Source organism: Variovorax sp. W1I1 (assembly GCF_030815625.1).
GTDB classification, from domain to species: Bacteria; Pseudomonadota; Gammaproteobacteria; order Burkholderiales; family Burkholderiaceae_C; genus Variovorax; species Variovorax paradoxus_C.
Genome location: NZ_JAUSWZ010000001.1, coordinates 3174404 through 3198134, shown reverse-complemented (window position 1 = coordinate 3198134; position 23731 = coordinate 3174404). Strand labels below are relative to the sequence as shown.

At 66.4% G+C, this 23731-nt stretch carries 22 protein-coding genes and 1 tRNA gene; 17 read left to right on the top strand and 6 right to left on the bottom strand.

Annotation, left to right across the window (positions count from 1 at the left end; all coding sequences use genetic code 11):
• The first annotated feature begins 36 nt into the window (after nucleotides 1–36).
• The 8 genes from QFZ83_RS14955 to QFZ83_RS14920 all read left to right on the top strand — a co-directional run bounded on the left by QFZ83_RS14955 (nucleotide 37) and on the right by QFZ83_RS14920 (nucleotide 7352).
• A complete protein-coding gene (locus tag QFZ83_RS14955) occupies nucleotides 37–1485 on the top strand; it encodes a PHB depolymerase family esterase (RefSeq protein ID WP_307507669.1) in 1449 nt (482 codons plus the stop codon).
• 44 nt (nucleotides 1486–1529) lie between these two features.
• Nucleotides 1530–2297: an ABC transporter ATP-binding protein gene (locus tag QFZ83_RS14950; protein ID WP_206178912.1), complete on the top strand. Its 768-nt coding sequence runs from the start codon at nucleotides 1530–1532 to the stop codon at nucleotides 2295–2297.
• Nucleotides 2298–2439: 142 nt separating this feature from the next.
• Nucleotides 2440–3168 carry an ABC transporter ATP-binding protein gene (locus tag QFZ83_RS14945; protein ID WP_307507664.1) on the top strand — a complete coding sequence of 243 codons (729 nt, stop codon included), beginning with the start codon at nucleotides 2440–2442 and terminating at the stop codon, nucleotides 3166–3168.
• Complete coding sequence (locus QFZ83_RS14940; protein WP_307507661.1) at nucleotides 3165–4145, top strand: branched-chain amino acid ABC transporter permease; 981 nt, start codon at nucleotides 3165–3167, stop codon at nucleotides 4143–4145. Before QFZ83_RS14945 ends, QFZ83_RS14940 begins: the two co-directional genes overlap by 4 nt.
• Nucleotides 4146–4159: 14 nt before the next feature.
• Nucleotides 4160–5227: a branched-chain amino acid ABC transporter permease gene (locus tag QFZ83_RS14935; RefSeq protein ID WP_307507658.1), complete on the top strand. Its 1068-nt coding sequence runs from the start codon at nucleotides 4160–4162 to the stop codon at nucleotides 5225–5227.
• Nucleotides 5224–6108: an alpha/beta fold hydrolase gene (locus tag QFZ83_RS14930; RefSeq protein ID WP_307507655.1), complete on the top strand. Its 885-nt coding sequence runs from the start codon at nucleotides 5224–5226 to the stop codon at nucleotides 6106–6108. Before QFZ83_RS14935 ends, QFZ83_RS14930 begins: the two co-directional genes overlap by 4 nt.
• A gap of 57 nt (nucleotides 6109–6165) precedes the next feature.
• The gene (locus QFZ83_RS14925) at nucleotides 6166–6672 is read left to right on the top strand and encodes a DUF1993 family protein (protein ID WP_307507652.1); all 507 of its coding nucleotides are present in this window, start codon (nucleotides 6166–6168) and stop codon (nucleotides 6670–6672) included.
• Nucleotides 6673–6851: 179 nt separating this feature from the next.
• A complete protein-coding gene (locus QFZ83_RS14920; RefSeq protein WP_307507649.1) occupies nucleotides 6852–7352 on the top strand; it encodes a thioredoxin family protein in 501 nt (166 codons plus the stop codon).
• A 1-nt stretch (nucleotide 7353) separates the two neighbouring features.
• On the opposite strand, the gene hemH is transcribed toward QFZ83_RS14920, so the two are convergent.
• A complete protein-coding gene (hemH, locus tag QFZ83_RS14915) occupies nucleotides 7354–8397 on the bottom strand; it encodes a ferrochelatase (RefSeq protein ID WP_307507647.1) in 1044 nt (347 codons plus the stop codon).
• A 15-nt stretch (nucleotides 8398–8412) separates the two neighbouring features.
• Here hemH and QFZ83_RS14910 point away from each other — a divergent pair, with 15 nt between their 5' ends.
• Nucleotides 8413–9144, top strand: a complete 732-nt coding sequence (locus tag QFZ83_RS14910; RefSeq protein ID WP_013541846.1) for an HAD family hydrolase — start codon at nucleotides 8413–8415, stop codon at nucleotides 9142–9144.
• A gap of 3 nt (nucleotides 9145–9147) precedes the next feature.
• On the opposite strand, the gene QFZ83_RS14905 is transcribed toward QFZ83_RS14910, so the two are convergent.
• Nucleotides 9148–9453 (bottom strand): NIPSNAP family protein, encoded by a 306-nt coding sequence (locus QFZ83_RS14905; RefSeq protein WP_013541845.1) that lies wholly within the window; start codon nucleotides 9451–9453, stop codon nucleotides 9148–9150.
• Nucleotides 9454–9573: 120 nt separating this feature from the next.
• Between QFZ83_RS14905 and QFZ83_RS14900 the strand changes: the two genes are divergently transcribed.
• The gene (locus tag QFZ83_RS14900) at nucleotides 9574–10215 is read left to right on the top strand and encodes a LysE family translocator (protein WP_306876799.1); all 642 of its coding nucleotides are present in this window, start codon (nucleotides 9574–9576) and stop codon (nucleotides 10213–10215) included.
• A 4-nt stretch (nucleotides 10216–10219) separates the two neighbouring features.
• Here the strand turns inward: QFZ83_RS14900 and QFZ83_RS14895 are convergent, their stop codons facing one another.
• The 4 genes from QFZ83_RS14895 to hpnC are packed head-to-tail and all read right to left on the bottom strand — an operon-like array spanning nucleotide 10220 to nucleotide 13525.
• Nucleotides 10220–10522: a hypothetical protein gene (locus QFZ83_RS14895; RefSeq protein ID WP_307507645.1), complete on the bottom strand. Its 303-nt coding sequence runs from the start codon at nucleotides 10520–10522 to the stop codon at nucleotides 10220–10222.
• A complete protein-coding gene (gene hpnE / locus QFZ83_RS14890) occupies nucleotides 10519–11778 on the bottom strand; it encodes a hydroxysqualene dehydroxylase HpnE (protein ID WP_307507643.1) in 1260 nt (419 codons plus the stop codon). Before hpnE ends, QFZ83_RS14895 begins: the two co-directional genes overlap by 4 nt.
• A complete protein-coding gene (hpnD, locus tag QFZ83_RS14885) occupies nucleotides 11775–12614 on the bottom strand; it encodes a presqualene diphosphate synthase HpnD (RefSeq protein ID WP_013541840.1) in 840 nt (279 codons plus the stop codon). The genes hpnE and hpnD overlap by 4 nt, the downstream gene beginning before the upstream one ends.
• Nucleotides 12611–13525: a squalene synthase HpnC gene (hpnC, locus tag QFZ83_RS14880; protein WP_307507635.1), complete on the bottom strand. Its 915-nt coding sequence runs from the start codon at nucleotides 13523–13525 to the stop codon at nucleotides 12611–12613. The genes hpnD and hpnC overlap by 4 nt, the downstream gene beginning before the upstream one ends.
• Nucleotides 13526–13673: 148 nt before the next feature.
• Here hpnC and QFZ83_RS14875 point away from each other — a divergent pair, with 148 nt between their 5' ends.
• The 7 genes from QFZ83_RS14875 to clpX all read left to right on the top strand — a co-directional run bounded on the left by QFZ83_RS14875 (nucleotide 13674) and on the right by clpX (nucleotide 23726).
• Complete coding sequence (locus tag QFZ83_RS14875) at nucleotides 13674–15518, top strand: potassium transporter Kup (protein ID WP_307512719.1); 1845 nt, start codon at nucleotides 13674–13676, stop codon at nucleotides 15516–15518.
• Nucleotides 15519–15626: 108 nt separating this feature from the next.
• The gene (locus QFZ83_RS14870) at nucleotides 15627–16817 is read left to right on the top strand and encodes an efflux RND transporter periplasmic adaptor subunit (protein WP_307507633.1); all 1191 of its coding nucleotides are present in this window, start codon (nucleotides 15627–15629) and stop codon (nucleotides 16815–16817) included.
• Nucleotides 16814–19984, top strand: coding sequence for an efflux RND transporter permease subunit (locus tag QFZ83_RS14865; RefSeq protein ID WP_307507631.1), 3171 nt, complete (start codon nucleotides 16814–16816; stop codon nucleotides 19982–19984). Before QFZ83_RS14870 ends, QFZ83_RS14865 begins: the two co-directional genes overlap by 4 nt.
• Nucleotides 19985–20193: 209 nt before the next feature.
• Nucleotides 20194–20280: transfer RNA gene (locus QFZ83_RS14860), tRNA-Leu, on the top strand.
• Nucleotides 20281–20306: 26 nt separating this feature from the next.
• The gene (tig, locus tag QFZ83_RS14855) at nucleotides 20307–21626 is read left to right on the top strand and encodes a trigger factor (protein ID WP_306876791.1); all 1320 of its coding nucleotides are present in this window, start codon (nucleotides 20307–20309) and stop codon (nucleotides 21624–21626) included.
• Nucleotides 21627–21740: 114 nt separating this feature from the next.
• Nucleotides 21741–22349, top strand: a complete 609-nt coding sequence (gene clpP, locus QFZ83_RS14850; RefSeq protein ID WP_013541834.1) for an ATP-dependent Clp endopeptidase proteolytic subunit ClpP — start codon at nucleotides 21741–21743, stop codon at nucleotides 22347–22349.
• Nucleotides 22350–22460: 111 nt separating this feature from the next.
• Nucleotides 22461–23726 (top strand): ATP-dependent Clp protease ATP-binding subunit ClpX, encoded by a 1266-nt coding sequence (gene clpX, locus QFZ83_RS14845; RefSeq protein WP_013541833.1) that lies wholly within the window; start codon nucleotides 22461–22463, stop codon nucleotides 23724–23726.
• The last annotated feature ends 5 nt before the right edge of the window (nucleotides 23727–23731 follow it).

Below are 23731 nucleotides of genomic sequence, written 5' to 3'. Positions count from 1 at the left end.
GCAAGCGTTCGATACCCACAACACAAGGAGACAGCGATGCAAGCGATGAGAAGGAACTGGAAGGGACTGGCCGCGGCTGCGGCAATGATGGTGGCGGCGCATGCCGCGATGGCGGCGGTGCCGCTGCCGGCGCTCAACGCCAACCCGGCGGAGGTGAGCGTGTCGGGCCTCTCGGCCGGCGGTTTCATGGCGGTGCAACTGCACGTGGCCTATTCGGCCACCTTCAAGCGCGGCGCCGGCATCGTAGCCGGCGGCCCGTACTACTGCGCCGAAGGCTCGGTGCTCAATGCAACCGGGCGCTGCATGACGCACAGCACCAGCATCCCGGTGTCCACGCTCGTGAGCACGACCAACAGCTGGGCCGCGAGCGGCACGATCGATCCGGTGTCGAACATGACCGGTTCCAAGGTCTACCTCTTCTCCGGCACCGCCGACAACACCGTCAAGCAGGCGGTGATGGACGACCTGAAGACCTACTACCAGAGCTTCGTGCCGACCGCCAACACGGTCTACAAGAACAACCTGGGCGCGGGCCACGCGATGGTCACCGACGACTACGGCGGTGCTTGCAGCACCACGGCCTCGCCCTACATCAACAACTGCGGCTTCGACCTCGCGGGCGAGATCCTCACGCACCTGTACGGTCCGCTGAACCCGCGCAACAACGGCACGCTGGGCGGCACCTTCACCGAGTTCAACCAGTCGGAGTTCATCACCGGCCACGGCGCCGCCGCCACGGGCTGGATCTACGTGCCGCAGGCCTGCACCACCGCCTCGTGCCGCGTGCACATGGTGCTGCACGGCTGCAAGCAGAACTACACCGACGTGGGCGACCAGTACGTGAAGAAGACCGGCTACAACCGCTGGGCCGACACCAACAACATCGTGCTCATCTATCCGCAGACCAGCACCGCGGCCACCAACAGCTGCTGGGACTGGTGGGGCTACGACAGCGCGAACTACGCGAAGAAGTCGGGCCCGCAGATGGCGGCGATGAAGGCCATGGTCGACCGCGTGACCAGCTCGGGCGGCGGCTCGTCGCTGCCGGCGCCCACCGGCGTGGGCACCTCGGGCGCGACCGCCAGCAGCATGGTGATCGGCTGGGCGGGCGTCTCAGGCGCCACGGGCTACAACGTGTACCGCGGCGGCAGCAAGGTCAACGCTGCGCCCGTGGCCGGCACCAACTACACCGACACCGGCCTGGCCGCATCCACCACCTACAGCTGGACCGTGGCCGCGCTGGACGCGAGCAACGCGCAGGGCGCGATGTCGACGGCCGCCACCGGCACCACCACCTCGGGCGGCACCGGCGGCACCTGCTACACCGCGAGCAACTATGCGCACACGCTGGCCGGGCGCGCCTATGCGTTGTGGGGCCTGACATATGCCTACGGCTCGGCACAGGCCATGGGCCTGTGGAACATCTACGTGACCACCACGCTGAAGCAGACCGGCCCGAACTACTACGTGATCGGCACCTGTTGAGGCCGGTCGACATCGACACTCTTTTCTTTCTGCAATGACCAACGATGCTTGAGACCCGAGACCTGACCATCCGCTTCGGTGGGCACGTGGCCGTCAACAGCGTGAGCTGTGCCTTCGCGCCGGGCACGCTGACGGCCATCGTCGGCCCCAACGGGGCGGGCAAGACCACCTACTTCAACCTGATCTCGGGGCAGCTCAAGGCGAGCGCCGGCACGGTGTCGCTCGACGGGCAATCGCTCTCGGGCATGTCGCCGTCCGCGCGCACGCACGCGGGGCTGGGGCGGGCCTTCCAGCTCACCAACCTGTTCCCCAACCTCACGGTGCTGGAGAACGTGCGCCTGGCAGTGCAGGCCACGCGCGAGGGCGCGCACAGGCGGGGCCTGAACCTCTGGAGCATCTGGAGCGACCACAAGGCGCTGACCGAGCGCGCGGACCAGATCCTCGCGGACGTGGCGCTCAAGTCGCGCGAACACGCGACGGTCGCGAGCCTGCCGCACGGCGACCAGCGCAAGCTCGAGGTGGCGCTGCTCATGGCGCTGGAGCCCAAGGTGTTCATGTTCGACGAACCCACGGCCGGCATGAACGCGGCCGAGGCGCCGGTCATCCTCGACCTGATCCGAAAGCTCAAGCAGGACAAGACCAAGACCATCCTCCTGGTCGAACACAAGATGGACGTGGTGCGCGAACTCGCGGACCGCATCATCGTGCTGCACAACGGCACGCTGGTGGCCGATGGCGAACCGGCCGAGGTGATCGCCTCGCCGGTGGTGCAGGAGGCCTACCTGGGCATCGCGAAGGAGGCGGCTGCATGACGCGCCTGATGAATTTGAATTTCTCCCTCCCCTCCCGGGGGAGGGCAGGGGTGGGGGCTCGCGGCCTCCACATCGCCGCGGCTTCGCAAGCGCCGCTTGCCCCCATCCCAGCCTTCCCCCGGAAGGGGAAGGAGCAAGACCGATGAGTGCTCAGAACCTTCTCACCCTCGAAGGCGTGCAGACGCACATCGGGGCGTATCACATCCTCCACGGCGTAGACCTCGCCGTGCCCCGCGGCCAACTCACCATGCTGCTGGGCCGCAACGGGGCGGGCAAGACCACCACGCTGCGAACCATCATGGGCCTCTGGCACGCATCGCAAGGCCGGGTGCGGTTCGGTGACAAGGACATCACCGCGCTGCAGACGCCCCAGATCGCGGGCCTCGGCATTGCCTACGTGCCCGAGAACATGGGCATCTTCTCCGACCTCACGGTGAAGGAGAACATGCTGCTCGCCGCGCGCGGCGCGAAGAACGCCGGGCAGATCGACGACACGCGCCTGAAGTGGATCTTCAAGCTCTTCCCCGCGGTCGAGAAGTTCTGGAACCACCCGGCCGGCAAGCTCTCGGGCGGGCAGAAGCAGATGCTCGCGGTCTCGCGCGCCATCGTGGAGCCGCGCGAGCTGCTCCTGATCGACGAGCCCAGCAAGGGCCTCGCGCCCGTGATGATCAACAACATGATCGACGCCTTCGCCGAGCTCAAGCGAAGCGGCGTGACGATCCTGCTGGTGGAGCAGAACATCAACTTTGCCCAGCGCCTGGGCGACAACGTCGCGGTGATGGACAACGGCCGCGTGGTGCACAGCGGCTCCATGGCGGCGTTCTCCGCCGATGCGCAACTGCAGCAATCGCTGCTCGGACTGGCTCTATGAAACTCGACTTCGACTGGAAGCCGCTGCTTCTGGCCCCCATCCTCGCGCTCGTCGCGCTGCCGCTCACCGGCTCCTTCTCGACCTGGCTCACGCTCACGGTCGCGGGCTTGGCGATGGGCATGATCATCTTCATCATCGCCTCGGGCCTCACGCTGGTGTTCGGCCTCATGGATGTGCTGAACTTCGGCCACGGCGTGTTCATCGCGCTCGGCGCCTTCGTGGCGAGCAGCGTGCTCGGCCTCATGGGCGACTGGACCGGTTCGCAGGAACTCTGGCGCAACCTCGTCGCGGTGTTCCCCGCGATGCTGGTCGCGATGGCCGTCGCGGGCGCGGTCGGCTTCGCCTTCGAGCGCTTCATCGTGCGGCCGGTGTATGGCCAGCACTTGAAGCAGATCCTCATCACGATGGGCGGGATGATCATCGGCGAGGAGCTCATCAAGGTGATCTGGGGGCCAGCGCAGGTGCCGCTGCCGTTGCCCGAGGCGCTGCGCGGCTCGCTGTTGATCGGCGATGCGGCCATCAGCAAGTACCGGCTGCTCGCGGTGGCCGTGGGCGTGGTGGTGTTCGGCGTTCTCGCATGGACGCTCGGCCGCACCAAGATCGGCCTGCTGATCCGCGCCGGCGTGCAGGACCGCGAGATGGTCGAGTCGCTCGGCTACCGCATCGGACGGCTCTTCGTCGGCGTGTTCGTGGTGGGCAGTGCGCTCGCGGGCCTGGGCGGCGTGATGTGGGGCCTCTTCCAGCAGAACCTGGTGCCGCAGATGGGCGCACAGGTCAACGTGCTGATCTTCATCGTCATCATCATCGGCGGGCTCGGCTCGACGGGCGGGGCGCTCATCGGCGCGCTGCTCGTGGGCCTCATGACCAACTACATCGGCTTTCTGCTGCCCACGCTCACGCAGTTCGCGAGCATCTTCCTGATGGTGGCCGTGCTGCTGTGGCGGCCGCAGGGCGTGTACCCCGTGGCGAACCGTTGAGGAAGAAGACACCCATGTTCCTCAAACGACTTCTCTCCAACGACATGCCGCGCAGCCGCCTCCTGGCGCTGCTGCTGGTGGCACTGTTCCTCGCACTGGCGTTCGCGCCCTTCATCTTCCCGGGCGTGAAGGCGCTCAGCGTCGCGGCCAAGATTCTGGTGTTCGTGGTGCTGGTCGCGAGCTTCGATCTGCTGCTGGGCTACACCGGCATCGTGAGCTTCGCGCACACGATGTTCTTCGGCATCGGGGCGTATGGCATCGCGATTTCCGCCTCGCGGCTCGGTCCCAACTGGGGCGCGGTGCTCGTGGGGCTGGGCGCATCGCTGGCGATTTCGCTGGTGCTCTCGTTCGCCATCGGCCTGTTCTCGCTGCGGGTGCGCGCGATCTTCTTCGCGATGATCACGCTGGCCGTGGCCTCGGCGTTCCAGACGCTGGCCTCGCAGCTGTCGGACTTCACCGGCGGCGAGGACGGCCTGACCTTCAAGCTGCCCGAGCTGATTTCGCCGAGCTTCGAGTTCTCCGAGGAGCCTTTTCTCGGCGTCTCGCTCGACGGCCGGCTGCTCTGCTACTACCTGCTGTTCGTCGCTGCGGTTGTGCTGGTGCTCGCGCTACTGCGCATCGTGAATTCGCCCTTCGGCCGCGTGCTGCAGGCGATCCGCGAGAACGAGTTCCGCGCCGAGGCCATCGGCTACCGCGTGGTGGTGTATCGCACGACCGCCGCCGTGCTGTCGGCGCTGTTCGCCACGCTGGCCGGTGCGATGCTCGCGATCTGGCTGCGCTACAACGGGCCCGACACCTCGCTGAGCTTCGAAATCATGATCGACGTGCTGCTCATCGTGGTGATCGGCGGCATGGGCACCATCTACGGCGCGGCCATCGGCGCGGTGCTGTTCGTGGTGGCGCAGAGCTACCTGCAGGACTTGCTGCGGCTGGGCAGCGAGGCGGCGAGCGGGCTGCCATGGCTCTCGGCGCTGCTGTCGCCCGACCGCTGGCTGCTGTGGCTGGGCGTGCTGTTCGTGCTGTCGGTGTATTACTTCCCGACCGGCATCGTCGGCAAGCTGCGGGCGAGGGCGGCACGATGAGCGCGTCTCTCATCCCCACATCGCACTACGCTGAGCTCGCGGGCCGCGAAATCCATTGGCTCGAATGGGGCGCGTCCGATGCGCCGGTGGTCATTGCCTGGCACGGCCTCGCGCGCACCGGCCGCGACATGGACGAACTCGCGCAGCACTTTGCCGCGCGCGGCTTTCGCGTGATCTGCCCCGACACCATCGGCCGCGGCCTGAGCCAATGGAGCCCGCTGCCTGACGAGGAATACCAGCTTTCCTTCTACGCGCGGCTCGCGAATGCGCTGTGCGACGAACTGCGCCTGGGCCGCGTGCATTGGGTCGGCACCTCGATGGGCGGTGCGATCGGCATGGTGTGCGCCTCGGGCCTCTTCGAGCCGCGCATGAAGGCGCGCATTGCGAGCCTCACGCTCAACGACAACGCGCCACAGCTTGCGCAAGCGGCCATAGAGCGCATCCGTGCCTATGCGGGCCAGCCACCTTCGTTCGACACGGTGGCCGAGCTGGAGGCGTTCTTTCGCACCGTCTACAAGCCCTACGGCTGGCTCAGCGATGCGCAGTGGCGGCGCCTCACCGAAAGTTCCACCCGCCGCCTCGCCGACGGCCGCGTGACGCCGCATTACGACCCGGCGATGGTCAAGCAGTTCAGCGCGCACGACAACGACTACCTGATCTGGCCGCACTACGACGTGATCGAGGTGCCGGTGCTGTGCCTGCGCGGCGCGGAGTCGGACCTGGTGCTGCCCGAGGTGGTCGAGGAGATGCGGCGCCGCGGGCCGGGCGCCGAGGGACGGCTGCAGGTCATCCAAATCCAGGGGTGCGGTCACGCGCCCGCGCTGAACGTGCCCGAACAACTGGAGCCCATCGAGGGGTTTATCCGGGCGGCCGGTCGTTGAACGGGCGGCGGCAGCACAATCGCCGCCGACTTCAACCACAACAAGGCTCGCCTCACCATGTCGCTCTCGCTGTACGACCTGTCCGTCCCGGTTTTCACCCGCGGCCTCGGGCAACTGACCCACCTGTTCGACAAGAGCCTGGCGCACGCCAAGGCCAACGGCATCGACACCGCCACGCTGGTCGATGCGCGTCTTGCGCCCGACATGCTCACGCTGGTCGGCCAGATCCAGCGCGCGAGCGATGCGGCCAAGCTCGGCACGGCGCGCATCGCGGGCATCACGGCGCCAAGCTTCCCCGACGAGGAAAAGACCTGGGACGACCTGGTGGCCCGCATCGCCAATACGCAGGACTTCCTTGCGACCGTGGACCGCGCGCTGATCGACGGCCAGGAGGAGCGCCCCGTGACCATCAAGACGCGTGAGGGCGAAGCCACCTTTACTGCACAGCGCTACCTGCTGCAGTTCGCGCTGCCCAATTTCTTCTTCCATGTGACCACCGCCTACGACGTGCTGCGCCACAGCGGCATGCCGATCGGCAAGCTGGATTACCTCGGCAAGTTCTGATCGGCAAGGCGTCACGGCTTCGCGACAAACTTCAAATTGCCGTGACACATGCGCGCTGACAAGGCGCGCGCCCAACAATCGCGCCAGACCGCTGTCGGTCTGACACGAATGAGGTTGCGATCATGGGCAAGTTGCTGTCGAGAAGGGCGTTTTCAGGTCTTGCTGCAGGCGCGGCCGCCATGGCCGGTTGGCCGATGCAAGGTGCGCTCGCCGCATCGCCGGGCCTCAAGGACTATGGCCGCGCGCCCGAGTTCGCGGGCATCGAGAAATGGCTCAACTCGGGGCCGCTCACGATGCAGGGGCTTGCGGGCAAGGTGGTGCTGGTCGACTTCTGGACCTACACCTGCATCAACTGCATCCGAACCTTGCCGCACGTGGTGCGCTGGTACGAGACGTACAAGGACCAGGGCTTCGTTGTCGTCGGCGTGCACTCGCCCGAGTTCGCCTACGAACGGTCCACGCGCAACGTGCAGGACGCGATCGAGCGTTTCAACATCCGCTACCCGGTGGCGCAGGACAACGGCTTCACCACCTGGAAGGCCTACAACAACCAGTACTGGCCGGCGTTCTACCTGGTCGACAGCAAGGGGCAGGTGATGCGCCAGCACTTCGGCGAGGGCGAGTACGCCGAGATGGAAGCGGCGATCCAGGCGCTGCTGGCTCGCAAGGCCGCGGGCTGAGTTACCTGGTCGGCCAGCCCGCGAGGTTGCGTTCGGCGATGCCAGCGAGCGCGGTGATCCATGCCGGGCTGTCGTTCAGGCAGGGGATGTAGCTGAAGGCCTGGCCGCCCGCATGCAGGAAGGCTTCGCGGCCTTCCATTGCGATTTCTTCCAGCGTCTCGAGGCAGTCGGCCGGGAAGCCAGGGCACACCACATCGACCCGTTTGATGCCGCTCGCGCCGAGCTCGCGCAGCGTCGGCTCGGTGTAGGGCTCAAGCCACTTGGCGCGGCCGAAGCGCGACTGGAAGGTGACGCGATGCTGCGCATCGGAAAGGCCCAGCCGCGCCGCAACCAGGCTCGCAGTTTCCAGGCACTGCGCCTGGTACGGATCGCCGAGCGCGATGTTGCGCGCGGGAATGCCGTGGAAGCTCATCAGCAGCACTTCGCCGCGGCCCTCGGTTTTCCAGTGACGCTCGATGCCCTGGGCGAGTGCGTCGATGTAGGCGGGGTCGTCGTGGTACTGATTGACGAAGCGGAATTCGGGAATGCGGCGTTGCTTCCGGCTCCAGTCGTTCACCGCATCGATCACGCTCGCGGTGGTGGTGGCCGAGTACTGCGGATAAGCCTGCAGCACCAGCACGCGCGTCGTGCCCTCGGCCTGCAGCGCGTCGAGGCGGGATGCGATCGACGGGTTGGCGTAGCGCATCGCATCGCGCACCGTCACGCGGTGGCCGCGTTCGCCGAGCCAGCCGGCCAGAAGCGTCGCCTGCTTCTGCGTCCACACCTTGAGCGGCGAGCCCTCGGGCATCCAGATGCTCGCGTACTTGGCGGCGGACTTGGCCGGCCGCACGCGCAGGATGATGCCGTACAGGATCAGCGCCCAGAGCACCTTCGGAATCTCGACCACGCGCGGGTCGCCCAGAAAGTCGGCGAGGTAGGGGCGGACGGCGGCGGCGGTGGGGGCATCGGGGGAGCCCAGGTTGCACCAGAGGACAGCGGTGCGGTCATTGGAGGAACTGGTGTTTGTGGCCGCGCTGGTCGAGGCATTCGTCGGGGCTTGAGGCATGCGATATTCTCAGGCATGACCTCCGCCCCCACAGCGCCGGCGAACGCCGCGCCGCTCGATGTCCAACGCATCTCCGCGATCTCGCTCGACCTCGACGACACCCTCTGGCCCATCTGGCCGACCATCGAACGCGCCGAGGCCGTGCTGCAGGAGTGGCTCTTGCGCGAGGCGCCCAAAACGGCCTCGCTGCTGCTCACGCCCGGCATCCTGCGCGAACTGCGCGAAGCCACCGAGAAGGAGCGCTCGGACCTCGCGCACGACCTGAGCGCGTTGCGCCGCGAGTCGATCCGCACCGCACTGAAGCGCTCCGGCGAAGACCCGGCACTGGCCGACCCCGCCTTCGACGCCTTCTTCGCCGAGCGCCAGCGTGTGACGCTCTATGACGACGCGCTGCCCGCGCTCAAGTGGCTCAGCGAACGCTATCCGCTGGTCGCGGTATCGAACGGCAATGCCGACATCCATCAGACCGGCGTGGGCCGTTGGTTTCGCACCGCGTTCAATGCCCGCGCCTTCGGCAGCGGCAAGCCGCATGCGCCGATCTTCCGCGCCGCCGCGGCCTCGGTCGGCCTCTTGCCCAAGGACGTGCTGCATGTGGGCGACGACGCCGAGCTCGACGTGGTCGGCGCGCTCAACGCGGGCATGCAGGCCGCATGGCTGGTGCGCGACGAGCGCCCCTGGGTGCATGGCGCGCGGCCGCAGTTGATCGTGCCGAACCTGCACGCGCTTTGCGTGGCGCTCGGCGCCTGAGACTTATTCGAAGACTGGCCGGAAGAAGCTGCGCTCGTAGCTCAGGATGCAGCGCGTGTCCTCTGCGTACTTGAAGGCCGCTTGGCACTCGGGGTCCTGCATCGAGTCGGCGCGGTATTTCTCATAGGCCGCGAGGCTCGGAAAACTGAACATCGCCAGCGCGACATTGTTCGCGCCTTCCGAGGGCAGAAAGTAGCCGTGGTGCTTGCCGCCGAACTTCTCGACCAGCGGAATCCAGAGCTTGCCGTAATGCTCGAATTCCTTGAGCTTGTAGGCGTCGACGATGTAGCGCAGGTAGCAGGTGACCATGTTCTTTGTCCAAAGGTGAGGGGCAATTGGCGCGGCCTGGGCGGGCGGCGAGCCGTCGGACTATAGTTTCCCGCTCCCCCGTCTCGTCCCTTGTCCACCTTTCGCGCAGGAACTCCGAAAGTGCATCTCTCCAACTGGCTCATCTTCTGCGGCGTGACGCTGCTTGTCGCCTTCACCCCCGGCCCGGCCGTGCTGCTCGCGGTGTCGAACTCGATCTCCGTGGGCCCGCGACGCGCGATGATCAGTTCGCTCGGCAATGCGGTGGGCCTGTTCATGGTGTCGGCCGCCGCGATGGCGGGACTGGGCGTGGTGCTGACGACCTCGGCCTCCGCGTTCATGGTGCTGAAGGTGGCCGGCGCGGCGTACCTGATCTATCTGGGTATCAAGCAGTGGCGCAACCGGGCCAGCGTGTTCTCGGACCTGGCCGTGCCCGGAACGCCGGCCGCCCCGCGCGCAGCATGGCGCCTGTTCGGCAACGGCGTGACCGTGGCACTCACGAATCCCAAGGGCATCCTCTTTTTCTCGGCGCTGTTTCCGCAGTTCCTCACGCACGATGCGCCGATCCTCGGGCAGTTCGCGGTGCTGACGGCCACCTTCGCCGCGGGCTCGGTGCTGTCGCACGCGTTCTATGTGCTGCTCGCGCGGATGCTGAAGAAGCAGCTGTCCGATCCGCGCCGCTCGAAGCTCTTCAATCGCGTGTCCGGCGGCGCCTTCGTGCTGCTGGGCTTGAGCCTGCTGCGCCTGCCTAACAAGGCGGCCTGATCGGTCAGTCGAGCGCGAATTGCTCGCGCAGCGCGGTGCAGAAGTCCGCGGTGCCGCTGAGCGAGAAGGTGATCGTGGTGAAGCGCGTGTCTTCGCGCGTTTCCTGCAGGTCGAAGTCCCAGGTCGCGCCTTCGTCCAGTGCGCCGCGCGCATCCGGGAACGTGGCTTCGGCCCAGGCGAGCACCTGCTCGACCTCGGCATGCACCTCGGGTGATTTCTCCGGCGAAGTCGAAGCCATGGCGTCGAAGGTGCCGTGGCCTTCGGTGTCTTCGCTGTAGTCGAAGTCGAGGTAGCGCAGTTCGGTCATGAGGTGGTCGATGCCTGCGCTGCGGCCAATCCGCTGAGCACCGCGCCTTCGAGCGTGGCGGGGTAGGGGCCTTCGGTGTAGTCGCCGCAAGCCTGCAGACCTGGCGCGATGCGCATCGGCGGCCGGGCGAGGGCGGGTGTGCAGGCGAAGGTGGCGCGCTTTTCAACGACGGTCTGGATGATCTCCAGCGAGGTCTGGTTCAACTGCGTCGCAGCTTGCGCGATCACTTGTTCTTCGAGCGTTTCGCGCGATGCTTCGTTGGCGCTGATGACCAGCGCGAGCACGCCGTCCGGGCCGCCGAGCTGGGCGCGGTCGAACGCGAACTGTGCGGGCGCCGAGGCCGGATCGCTGCGCAGGGCCAGCATCGGTTCTGCCAGCTTTGAGGCACCGCGCACGTAGACCGTGGCGATGGCTTCGAAGCGCAGCGCCTCGGTCGTCTCGCACCAGCGGTCGGCCGGCACGTCCGATGCGCGGACGAGCCGCGCGGCGTCCCATGGGGCGCAGGCCAGGATGACCTGATCGAAGATTCCATCTTCGACGCGCCATTGCCCGGCTTCAGGTGCGATGGCCCGCACGCGCGTGCCGATGCGCACCGTCGCGCCGTGCTTCGTCAACCACGCGATCGCTGCATCCGGCAGGAGCGCGCCGAGGTCTGCGCGCGGCAGCAGAAGGTCGGCGCCGCCGCTGCCGCTGAAGAGCGCATCGCGCAGCACGCGCAGGAACACTTCACCACTCGACTGGGCCACCGGCGTGTTGAGTGCGGAGACGCACAGCGGTTCGATCAGTTCCTGCATCACCCGCGGCGAGAGGCCGGCGCACAGGTCGGCGACCGTGGTGGTGCTTGCGCAGCGGAACCCGGACAGCCGCCAGCCGACGGCCGTGCGCAGCAGCGAAGACTTGTCCCGCCACGTCCATCCGCGCGCCGTGAAGATGCCCGCCAGCAGATCGAGCGGCGCAGGCAGGCGGGGCAGCTTCAACCCGCCGCCATCGGCGAATCGCAAGGAGAGCGGCAGGCGATGCAGTGCCTTCTCGACATCGACACCGACCTCGCGCATCAGCTTCAGCGTAGCCGTGTAGGCGCCGATCAGGATGTGCTGGCCGTTGTCCAGCGCCATCCCATGCATGTGATCGACGCGCCGCGCTCGTCCGCCCGGCATGGGCGCTGCCTCGAACAGCGTGACGGAATGACCGAGCCGCGTGGCTTCGACCGCACAGGCGAGGCCGGCCCAGCCGGCGCCGATGACGGCTGTCTTCAAATCCGCCCCAGCGCCTGGACCTTCCACGCGAGCCAGAACTTGCGAACGGGCGTCAGGCTCACGCGCTGGTTCAGCACCTGGAAGTCGTCGCGCTCGATCTCGCGCAGCAGCGTGCGGTAGATGCTGGCCATCATCAGGCCCGGCTTCTGCGTGCGACGGTCGGCCACCGGCAGCAGGGCGAGCGCCTCGTCGTAGGCGGCATGCGCGCGCTCGGCCTGGAACTTCATGAGCGCCACGAAGCGGTCCGAGTGCACGCGGTTGAGGATCTCGTGCGCCTTCACGTCGAACTGCTGCAGCTCGTTGACCGGCAGGTAGATGCGGCCGCGCAAGGCGTCTTCGCCCACATCGCGCAGGATGTTCGTGAGCTGCAGCGCCAGCCCGAGCTTGTGAGCGTAGGCGGTGGTCTGCGGATCGGTCTGGCCGAAGATGCGCGCCGCGACTTCGCCCACCACGCCGGCCACCAGGTGGCAGTAGCGCGCGAGGCCGGGGAAGTCGAGATAACGGGTCTGGTCCAGGTCCATCTGGCAGCCGTCGATCACCTCGAGCAGTTGGCGCGCCTCGATGCCGTAGGCCGCGGCGTGCGGCATCAGCGCCAGCATCACCGGATGGCGCGGCGTGCCCGCGAAGGCCTGGGCGACCTCGGTGCGCCACCAGGCGAGCTTGGTGGCGGCCACGCCGGGGTCGCTGACTTCGTCGACCACGTCGTCGACCTCGCGGCAGAAGGCATAGAACGCCGTGATCGCCGCGCGGCGCGGCTTGGGCAGGAACAGGAAGGCGTAATAGAAACTGCTGCCCGAGGCTGCCGCCTTGTCTTGCACGTATTGCTCGGGATTCATCGGGGAGGCGCTGCTTTCATGGGGCGCCATTGTCTCCGCATCCGCAGCGCTTTCCAGAGCAGGACGGGCGCATCGGCCTTGCCGATGGTGGGGCGCTGGGAGAAGGTGTCGAAGCCCAGGTCGGTGATCTTGTCGAGGATGCGGAGGCCTCCCTGCACGACGAGGCGCAGTTCCCATCCGGCGCGGCCCGGCAGGCGGTGCACCAGCGGAGCGCCTTCCTCCATGAGTTCGCGCGCCCAGAACGACACGACCGACACCAGGTTGATGGCCTCCTGCGGCGGCGGCGCGGCCGAGAGCGGCTCGAACACCTTGAAGTGCTCGCGCGTGAGGCCGCGGCGGGCGCAGTCGGTCAGCGGGAAATAGAAGCGTCCGCGCGGCACGTCCACGCTCGGGTCCTGCCAGAAGTTGATGAGCTGCAGCGCGCTGCAGATGGCGTCGCTCTGCGCCAGCGCCTCGGCGTCATGCACGCCGTAGAGATGCAGCAGCAGCCGGCCGACCGGGTTGGCCGAGCGGCGGCAGTAGTCGAGCAGCTCGGCGCGGTCGACGTAGGTGCCGTTGTCGCGGGTCTTCTCGATGTCCTGCATGAAGGCGCTCAGCAGGTCGGCCAGCAGGTCTTCGGGCAGGCCGTATTGCGCGATGCTGTGAGCCAGCGGGCCGAATACGTGCGGCCAGCGGGAGTCGGCGAGCGCCTCGCCCTGGGCGGCGGCTGCGAGCTCGTCTCGGTAGGCGCGCAATTCGGCCAGGCGCAGGTCGGGCGAGGCGTCGCCTTCGTCGGCGATGTCGTCGGCGGTGCGCGCGAAGTGGTAGATCGCGGCAATCGGCGGGCGCAGATGCGGCGGGCAGAGCCACGAGGCGACCGGGAAGTTTTCGTAATGCGCCGGTGGGGCGGCAAGGTGGGGAGTGGCGGACACGCCACGATTGTCCGCGACGCGATGCCCCGGCCCTATGCTCGGTGCGTTGCCACTTCGAACAGATCGCCCCATGAACGCACCGGCTCCGGCCTCCACGGCCCAGATTCCAGCGCAAGGCGGAGCGGGGCATCCGGCGGGGCCCGGATTGATGATCGCCGCGCTCGGCGTCGTGTTCGGCGACATCGGCACCTCGCCGCTCTATGCCTTCAAGGAAACGATGAATCCCGAGCACGGCGTGCCGTTCACGCCCGATTCGGTGCTGGGGCTGCTGTCGCTGATCTTCTGGGGCCTGATGTTCGTGGTGACGCTGAAGTACGTGGTGTTCGTGCTGCGCGCCGACCACGACGGCGAGGGCGGCATCCTCGCGCTGCAGGCCTTGGCGCGCAGCGCGGTCGCCGGGCCGAAGACCAAACCCTGGGTGTGGAACGCGATCGGGCTGCTGGGCCTGGTGGGCGCGGCCATGTTCTATGGCGACAGCCTCATCACGCCGGCGATCTCGGTGCTCTCGGCCGTGGAAGGGCTGGAGGTGCAGGCGCCGGTGCTGCAGCGCGCGGTGATCCCGCTCACGGTCGTCATCCTGATTGCGCTCTTCATGGTGCAGAAGAAAGGCACGGGCGTGGTCGGCAAGATCTTCGGGCCGGTGATGCTGCTGTGGTTTCTCGTGCTGGCCGCTGCCGGGCTCTGGCAGGTGCTGCAGCAGCCGCAGGTGCTGGCGGCGCTCGATCCGCGGCGGGCCCTCGGCTTCTTGATCGAGCACAGGGCGCAGTCGCTCGCGGTGCTGGGCGCGGTGTTCCTGGCGTTCACCGGCGGCGAGGCGCTCTATGCGGACATGGGGCATTTCGGCGCCAAGCCGATCCGGCTCGCATGGCTCTTCATCGCGCTGCCGGGGCTGGTGCTCAACTATTTCGGGCAGGGCGCGCTGGTGCTGGCGAATCCGGCGGCCATCGACAACCCGTTCTTCCGGCTCTTTCCCTCGTGGGGCGTGCTGCCGATGGTGGTGCTGGCCGCCATGGCAACGGTGATCGCCTCGCAGGCGGTGATCTCGGGCGCCTTCTCGCTCACCGCGCACGCGATGCGCATGGGCTACCTGCCGCGCATGCGGGTGGTGCAGACCTCGGGCTCGGCCATCGGGCAGATCTACGTGCCGGCCGTGAACTGGCTGCTGATGGTGGGCGTGCTGCTGCTGGTGCTGGGCTTCCGCAGCTCGGGCGCGTTGTCGGCGGCGTACGGCATCGCGGTGTCGATCACGATGGTGACGACCACGCTGCTCGCAGGCATCGTCGCCTGGGGCCTGTGGAAGTGGAACAAGGTGGCGGTGGTGGTGGCCGTGGCTGCCTTCGTGGTGGTCGACCTGACCTTCGTGATCGCCAACAGCCTCAAGGTGGCCGACGGCGGCTGGCTCACGCTGGCGGTGGCGGCCGTAGTGATGGTGCTCTTCACCACCTGGGCCAAGGGCCGGCGGCTGGGGCTGGAGGCCGCGGCTGCCGAGAGCCTGCCGCTGCGGCCTTTCATCGAATCTCTGGCGCAGCACATGCCGCACCGGGTGAGCGGCACCGCGGTGTTCCTGAACCCCGATGCCACGGCGGTTCCGCATGCGTTGCTGCACAACCTCAAGCACAACCAGGTGCTGCACGACCAGGTGATCGTGCTGCGCGTGCTGCCCTGCGACACGCCGCGCGTCGACGCTCGCATCCGCATCGAGGCGGAGCAGTTGATGGAGGGCATCTGGGTGGTCACCGCGCGCCACGGCTTCATGGAGCGGCCCGATGTGCCCGAGTTCATCCGCATCCTGGCCTATCAGAAGACGCTGGCGATCGATTCGATGAAGACCTCGTATTTCGTCTCGCGCGCCTCGGTGGGCGAGGAGAACCTGCCGGGCATGAACCCGGTGCGCCGGGTGCTGTTCGGTTGGCTGCAGCGCAATGCGGGGCGGGCGTCGGACTACTTCGAATTGCCCGATAACCGATTGGTCGAAATGGGCCAGCGGACCTAGATTCCGCAGTCAACTGACCCGCGGGTCATTGACAGTATTTAACGTTTACCCTAGATTACTAACCAGTGGGTCATTAAAGGCCCGGGTTCGTACTTTCTTGGGTGTCTCATGACTGCCTCCACTGCTTTTCCCCGTGTGCGCAGCGCCTTGTGGCTGCTGATTCCTTCCCTCATCCTGGCTGGCTGTTCGCCCAAGCCGGCCGCCGAGGAGCCCGTGCGAGCGGTGAAGCTGGTGACCGTCGGCACCAGCGACTTCGACGCCCAGCCCGAGTTCTCGGCCGAGGTCAGGGCCCGTGTCGAATCGCGGCTCGGGTTCCGCGTGGCCGGCAAGATCACCAAGCGCCAGGCCGATCTCGGCCAGCACGTGCAGGCCGGCCAAGTGCTGGCGCAACTCGATCCGCAGGACTACAAGCTCGCCGCAGACGCCGCCCGCGCTCAGCAGGCGGCCGCGCTCACCAACCGCGACCTTGCTGCCGCCGACCTGAAGCGCTACCGCGAACTGCGCGAGCAGAACTTCATCAGCGGCGCCGAACTGGAGCGCCGCGAAACCACCTGGAAGGCGGCCCAGGCGCAACTCGAGCAGGCACAGGCCCAGCTTGCTTCCCAAGGCAATCAAGCAAATTACACGACGCTGGTCGCCGATGTGGCGGGCGTCATCACCGCCATCGAGGCCGAGCCGGGCCAGGTGGTGCAGGCCGGCACGCCGGTCGTGCGCATTGCGCAGGACGGCGCGCGCGACGTGGTGTTCGCGGTGCCCGAAGACCGCGCCCAGGCGATCAAGCCCGGCTCGCCGGTCACGGTGCGCGGCTGGTCCGGCGGCAATGAATTGCAGGGCCAGGTGCGCGAAGTGGCGGCCAGTGCCGACGCGGTCACCCGCACCTATTCGGTCAAGGTCGCGATCGATGCGTCCACGTCGCCGCCGCTCGGCGCCACCGTCTACGCGCGCCCGCAGGCGCTGGCTCACGCCAACACCGCCGTGATCAAACTGCCGACCAGCGCATTGCGACAGGAGGGCAGGGGCTCGGCGGTCTGGGTGCTCGACAAATCGACGATGACGGTGCGCTCGCAGCCCGTGCAGGTCGCCACCGCCGACGGCAACGAAGCCGTGATCGGCGGCGGGCTCTCGCCGGGAATGATGGTCGTCGCCGCGGGTGTCCATGTGCTCTCGCCGGGCCAGAAGGTCACCATCTACCAGTCCAAGGAGGCGGCCGCGGCCGCCGCCAATGCGAAGGACGTCGTGCAGGCCGTCGAGCCGGTCGCCGCAACCAAGAAGGAGATCGCTGCAGGTGCCGCCAAATGACGGAAGGCGCAGCGAACACCACCGACAAACCAGTCGACAAGCCCGTCGCCAAGTCCGCCGGCTTCAATCTCTCCAAATGGGCGCTGGACCACGCGCCGCTCACGCGCTACCTGATGGTCGTGTTGATGGTGCTGGGCGCCTTCGCGTACTTCCAGCTCGGGCAGGACGAAGACCCGCCGTTCACTTTCCGTGCGATGGTCGTGCGCACCTATTGGCCGGGCGCCACCGCACAGCAGGTGGCCGAGCAGGTCACGGACAAGCTCGAGCGCACGCTGCAGGAGGCGCCGTACGCCGACAAGATCCGCAGCTATTCGAAGCCGGGCGAGTCGCAGATCATTTTCCAGATCAAGGATTCCTCCAAGGCCGCGGACGTGGCCAACGTCTGGTACACGGTGCGCAAGAAGATCGGCGACATGCGCAACACGTTGCCGCCCGGCGTGCAGGGGCCGTTCTTCAATGACGATTTCGGCGACGTCTATGGCGTGATCTATGCGCTGGAGAGCGAAGGCTTCAGCTACGCCGAGCTCAAGACGCTGGCCGACGAAACCCGCCAGCAACTGCTGCGCGTGAAGGACGTGGCCAAGGTCGACCAGTTCGGCGTGCAGGACGAGAAGGTCTACGTCGAGATCTCGCAGAAGCGCCTGGCGCAGCTGGGGCTCGACTTCAACGCGGTGCTCGCGCAGCTCGGCTCGCAGAACGCGGTGGAAAGCGCCGGCACGATCCAGTCGCCGCTCGACGTGGTGCAGGTGCGCGTGGCGGGCCAGTTCACCAGCGTCGACCAGCTGCGCGACATGCCGATCCGCGGCACCTCGGGCAACCAGCTGAAGCTGGGCGACATCGCGGAAATCCATCGCGGCTACATCGATCCGCCGGCCGTCAAGGTGCATCACCAGGGCAAGGAAGTGATTGCGCTGGGCGTCTCCATGGCCAAGGGCGGCGACATCATCGCGCTCGGCAAGGCGTTGAAAGTGGCGACCGCGCAGATCGACCAGCGCCTGCCCCTCGGCGTGAAGCTCGCGCAGGTGCAGGACCAGCCGGTGTCGGTGGCCAGTTCTGTCAACGAATTCGTCGGCGTGCTGATCGAGGCCGTGGCCATCGTGCTGGCGGTGAGCATCATCGCGCTCGGCCTGCACGAGGGCGGGCGCTTCGGCTGGTACATCGACATGCGCCCGGGGCTGGTGGTGGCGATCACCATTCCGCTGGTGCTGGCAGTGACTTTCCTTGCGATGAACTACTTCGGCATCGGGCTGCACAAGATATCGCTGGGGTCGCTGATCATCGCGCTGGGCCTCTTGGTGGACGACGCGATCATCGCGGTCGAGATGATGGTGCGGAAGATGGAGGAGGGCTACGACAAGGCCCGCGCGGCCACCTATGCGTACGACGTGACGGCCAAGCCGATGCTCACGGGCACGCTCATCACGGCGGCCGGTTTCCTGCCGATCGGCCTGGCGAAATCGGTGACGGGCGAATACACCTTCGCGATCTTCGCGGTGACGGTGATTGCGCTGGTGCTGTCGTGGATCGTCTCGGTGTACTTCGTGCCGTACCTGGGCACGCTGCTGCTCAAGGTGAAGCCGCACGACCCCGATGCGCCGCCGCACGAGCTCTTCGACACCCCGTTCTACAACGGCTTTCGCCATGCAGTGGACTGGTGCGTGCAGCATCGCTGGCTGACCATCGGCGCGACGGTGCTGGTGTTCGCGCTCGGCATCTTCGGCATGGGCAAGGTGCAGCAGCAGTTCTTCCCCGATTCGAGCCGGCCCGAGATCATGGTGGACATCTGGTTCCCCGAGGGCACCTCGTTCGCGGCCAACGAAGAGGTGGCCAAGCGCGTGGAGCAGCGCGTGATGAAGGAAGAGGGCGTCAAGACGGTGAGCACCTGGGTCGGCTCGGGCGTGCCGCGCTTCTACCTGCCGCTGGACCAGGTGTTCCCGCAGACCAACGTGTCGCAGCTCATCGTGCTCGCCAAGGACCTGAAGGTGCGTGAACGCCTGCGCCTGCGCCTGCCTGCGCTCCTGGCCGAGGAGTTCCCCGAGGTGCGCGGCCGCGTCAAGCTGCTGCCCAACGGGCCGCCGGTGCCGTACCCGGTGCAGTTCCGCGTGATTGGCACCGAGCCTGCGCAACTGCGCGCGCACGCCGACGAGGTGAAGGCGGTGCTGCGCGAGAACGCCAACATGCGCGGCGTGAACGACAACTGGAACGAGTCGGTGAAGGTGATCCGCCTGGAGATCGACCAGGCCAAGGCGCGCGCGCTCGGCGTGACGAGCCAGGCCATCGCGCAGGCGTCGCGCACGATGTTCAGCGGCACGACCGTGGGCCAGTACCGCGAGAACGATTTGCTGATCGACATCGTGCTGCGCCAGTCGCCCGATGAGCGGGAGGCCATCTCGGACATCGGCAATGCCTACATCCCGACGACCTCGGGCCGCTCGATTCCGCTCACGCAGATCGCAAGGCCGGTGTTCACCTGGGAGCCCGGCGTGATGTGGCGCGAGAACCGCGACTACGCGATCACCGTGCAGGGCGACGTGAGCGAAGGCCTGCAGGGCGCGACCGTGACCGCCGAACTGTTGCCCAAGCTTCGCCAGCTCGAGGCCGGCTGGCTGGCGGCGGGGCAGGGCGCCTACCGCATCGAGGTGGCGGGCGCGGTCGAGGAAAGCAGCAAGGGCTCGGCCTCCATCGTGGCGGGCGTGCCGATCATGCTGTTCCTGGTGTTCACGCTGCTGATGCTGCAGTTGCACAGCTTCAGCCGCTCGCTGCTGGTGTTCATCACCGGGCCGATGGGCATTGCGGGCGTGGCCGGTGCGTTGCTGCTGCTGAACCGGCCGTTCGGCTTCGTGGCGCTGCTGGGCGTGATCGCGCTGATGGGGATGATCCAGCGCAACGCGGTGATCCTGATCGACCAGATCGAAAGCGATCGCAAGGACGGCGTGCCGGCTTGGGACGCGATCGTCGAATCGGCCGTGCGGCGTTTGCGCCCCATCGTGCTGACGGCGGCGGCCGCGGTGCTGGCGATGATTCCGCTCTCGCGCAGCGTGTTCTGGGGGCCGATGGCCGTGGCCATCATGGGCGGGCTGATCGTGGCGACGGTATTGACCCTGCTGGCACTGCCGGCAATGTATGCCGCCGCATTCCGTGTCAAGCGGGAGCCAAAAGCGGGGTAGCGGACGCCGCCGGGCCGCCCCAAGGTGGTCCGCGCCTCCTCCTCGGGAGGTGGCGAATTACACGAAGTGATTGGCCGGGAGGCCCCCATTCTTGCGTTTAAAATGCGCGGTTGACCGATTTCAGGCGGACGGTCTTTGGGCAGGCGGGTACTCCGGTATCCGATGCACCAGGGCCGTCCGCTTTTGCATTCACCTGAAAAATTGGCATCGCGCGGGTGGCGAAATTGGTAGACGCACCAGGTTTAGGTCCTGACGTTCGCAAGAACGTGCCGGTTCGAGTCCGGCCCCGCGCACCAGCCACACCCCTCACAAGGAAGACATCATGACCGTGACCGTTGAAACTCTCGAGAAGCTCGAACGCAAGATCACGCTGACCCTGCCGGTCGGCACCATCCAGAACGAAGTCGATTCGCGCCTCAAGAAGCTCGCGCGCACCGTCAAGATGGACGGTTTTCGCCCCGGCAAGGTGCCGATGAACGTCGTGGCCCAGCGCTATGGCTACTCGGTGCACTACGAAGTCATGAACGACAAGGTCGGCGAAGCCTTCTCGCAAGCTGCCAACGAAGCCAAGCTTCGCGTGGCCGGCCAGCCCCGCATCACCGAGAAGGAAGAGTCGCCCGAAGGCGAACTGGCCTTCGACGCGGTGTTCGAAGTGTTCCCCGAAGTCAAGATCAACGACCTGTCCGGCGCTGAAGTCGAGAAGCTCTCGGCCGAAGTGGGCGACGACGCGATCGACAAGACGCTCGACATCCTGCGCAAGCAACGCCGCACCTTCGCCCAGCGCGCCCAAGACGCCGTCGCGCAAGACGACGACCGCGTGACCGTCGACTTCGAAGGCAAGATCGACGGCGAACCCTTCCAGGGCGGCAAGGCCGAAGACTTCCAGTTCGTGGTCGGCGAAGGCCAGATGCTCAAGGAATTCGAAGACGCCGTGCGCGGCATGAAGTCCGGCGACAGCCGCACCTTCCCGCTGTCGTTCCCGGCTGACTACCACGGCAAGGACGTGGCCGGCAAGCAAGCCGACTTCATGGTCACCCTGAAGAAGATCGAAGCTTCGCACCTGCCCGAAGTCAACGAACAGCTGGCTAAGTCGCTCGGCATCGCCGAAGCCACGGTCGAAGGCCTGCGCGCCGACATCAAGCGCAACCTCGAGCGCGAAGTGAAGTTCCGCCTGCTGGCCCGCAACAAGAACGCCGTGATGGACGCGCTGGTTGCCAACGCCGAACTCGACCTGCCGAACGCCAGCGTGCAGTCGGAAGTCAGCCGCATGATCGAAGGCGCCCGCGCCGAGCTCAAGCAGCGCGGCATCAAGGACGCCGACAAGGCACCGATTCCCGAGGAAGTGTTCCGCCCGCAAGCCGAGCGCCGCGTGCGCCTGGGCCTCGTGGTCGCCGAACTGGTGCGTGCCAACAACCTGCAGGCCAAGCCCGAGCAGATCAAGGCCCACATCGACGAACTGGCCGCCAGCTACGAAAAGCCGGCCGACGTGGTGCGCTGGTACTTCAGCGACAACAACCGCCTGGCGGAAGTCGAAGCCGTCGTCATCGAGAACAACGTGACCGATTTCGTGCTCGGCAAGGCCAAGGTCAATGAAAAGTCGGTGTCGTTCGACGAACTGATGGCGCAGCAGCAACAAGGCTGATCCCGTCGCTGACCGCAACGCCAATGGGGCTTGTGCTTTGCGGCACGAGCCCCATTTCACTCAGGCGTACAGTTCATACACAGCGAACGATTCCACTTCCCGGAGAGCTAATTCATGATCGCAAACGAAATTCAAGGCCTCGGCATGGTTCCGATGGTCGTCGAGCAGTCGGGCCGCGGCGAACGGTCCTATGACATCTATTCGCGCCTCCTGAAGGAGCGCATCGTGTTCCTGGTGGGCGAGGTCAACGACCAGACCGCCAACCTCGTGGTGGCCCAGCTGCTGTTCCTGGAGAGCGAGAACCCGGAGAAGGACATTTCCTTCTACATCAACTCCCCGGGCGGCAGCGTGAGCGCCGGCATGGCGATCTACGACACCATGCAGTTCATCAAGCCCGACGTGTCGACCATGTGCCTGGGCTTCGCGGCCAGCATGGGCGCCTTCCTGCTGGCGGCCGGCGAGAAGGGCAAGCGTTTTTCGCTGCCCAACTCGAAGGTCATGATCCACCAGGTGCTCGGCGGCGCACGCGGCCAGGCGACCGACATCGAGATCCATGCGCGCGACATCCTGCGCACCAAGGACCAGATGAACCGCATCCTGGCCGAGCGCACCGGCCAGCCGCTGGAAAAGGTCAAGACCGATACCGAGCGCGACTACTTCCTTACGGCCGATGAGGCCAAGGACTATGGTCTGGTCGACCAGGTCGTTGCCAAGCGCGGTTAAAACTGCCCGGCGCCCTGTGGCGCAAAAGGCGAAAGACGGCGTTTTCCACACGGGAAACGCCGTTTTTGTTTAGTTATCATTGTCCATACCCCTGTAACGAGGCATCTGTCCATGGCCGAAAAAAAAGGCTCCTCCAGCGAAAAAACGCTTTATTGCTCGTTCTGCGGCAAGAGCCAGCATGAGGTCAAGAAGCTGATCGCGGGCCCTTCGGTCTTCATCTGCGACGAGTGCATCGATCTCTGCAACGAAATCATCCGCGACGAGCTGCCGGCTGGTGAAGAAGCGCGCGAAGCGCGCAGCGACCTGCCCACGCCGCTGGAGATCAAGACCAACCTCGACAACTACGTGATCGGCCAGGAGCCGGCCAAGCGCATGCTGTCGGTGGCGGTCTACAACCACTACAAGCGCCTGCGCCACAAGGAAAAGGCCAAGGGCGACGACGTCGAGCTCAGCAAGAGCAACATCCTCTTGATCGGCCCCACAGGCTCGGGCAAGACGCTGCTTGCGCAAACGCTCGCGCGCATGCTCGACGTGCCCTTCGTGATGGCCGATGCCACCACGCTGACCGAAGCCGGCTACGTGGGCGAAGACGTCGAGAACATCATCCAGAAGCTGCTGCAGAGCTGCAACTACGAAGTCGAGCGCGCCCAGCGCGGCATCGTCTACATCGACGAAATCGACAAGATCTCGCGCAAGTCCGACAACCCCTCGATCACGCGCGACGTGTCGGGCGAGGGCGTGCAGCAGGCCTTGCTCAAGCTCATCGAAGGCACCATGGCCAGCGTGCCGCCCCAAGGTGGGCGCAAGCACCCGAACCAGGACTTCTTGCAGATCGACACGACCAACATCCTGTTCATTTGCGGTGGCGCGTTCGCGGGCCTGGAGAAGGTCATCGAAAACCGCACCGAGGCCTCGGGTATCGGCTTTGGCGCCACGGTCAAGAGCAAGGCCCAGCGCAGCATCACCGAGGTGTTCCGCGAAGTCGAACCCGAAGACCTGATCAAGTTCGGCCTCATCCCCGAACTCGTGGGCCGCATGCCCGTGGTCGCATCGCTCGCGGAACTCTCCGAGGACGCGCTGGTCCAGATCCTGACCGAGCCGAAGAACGCGGTGGTCAAGCAATTCACCAAGCTTCTTCAAATGGAAGGCGTGGACCTGGAGATTCGCCCGGCGGCGCTCAAGGCGATTGCACGCAAGGCGCTGGCCCGCAAGACGGGTGCACGGGGCCTGCGCTCGATCCTTGAACAGTCGCTGATCGACACCATGTTCGAATTGCCGAACGCGACCAATGTCGACAAGGTGGTGGTCGAGGAATCGACCATCGACGAAAACAAGCCACCGCTGCTCGTCTACCGCGAAGCAGCGAAGAAGGCGTAAAGGAT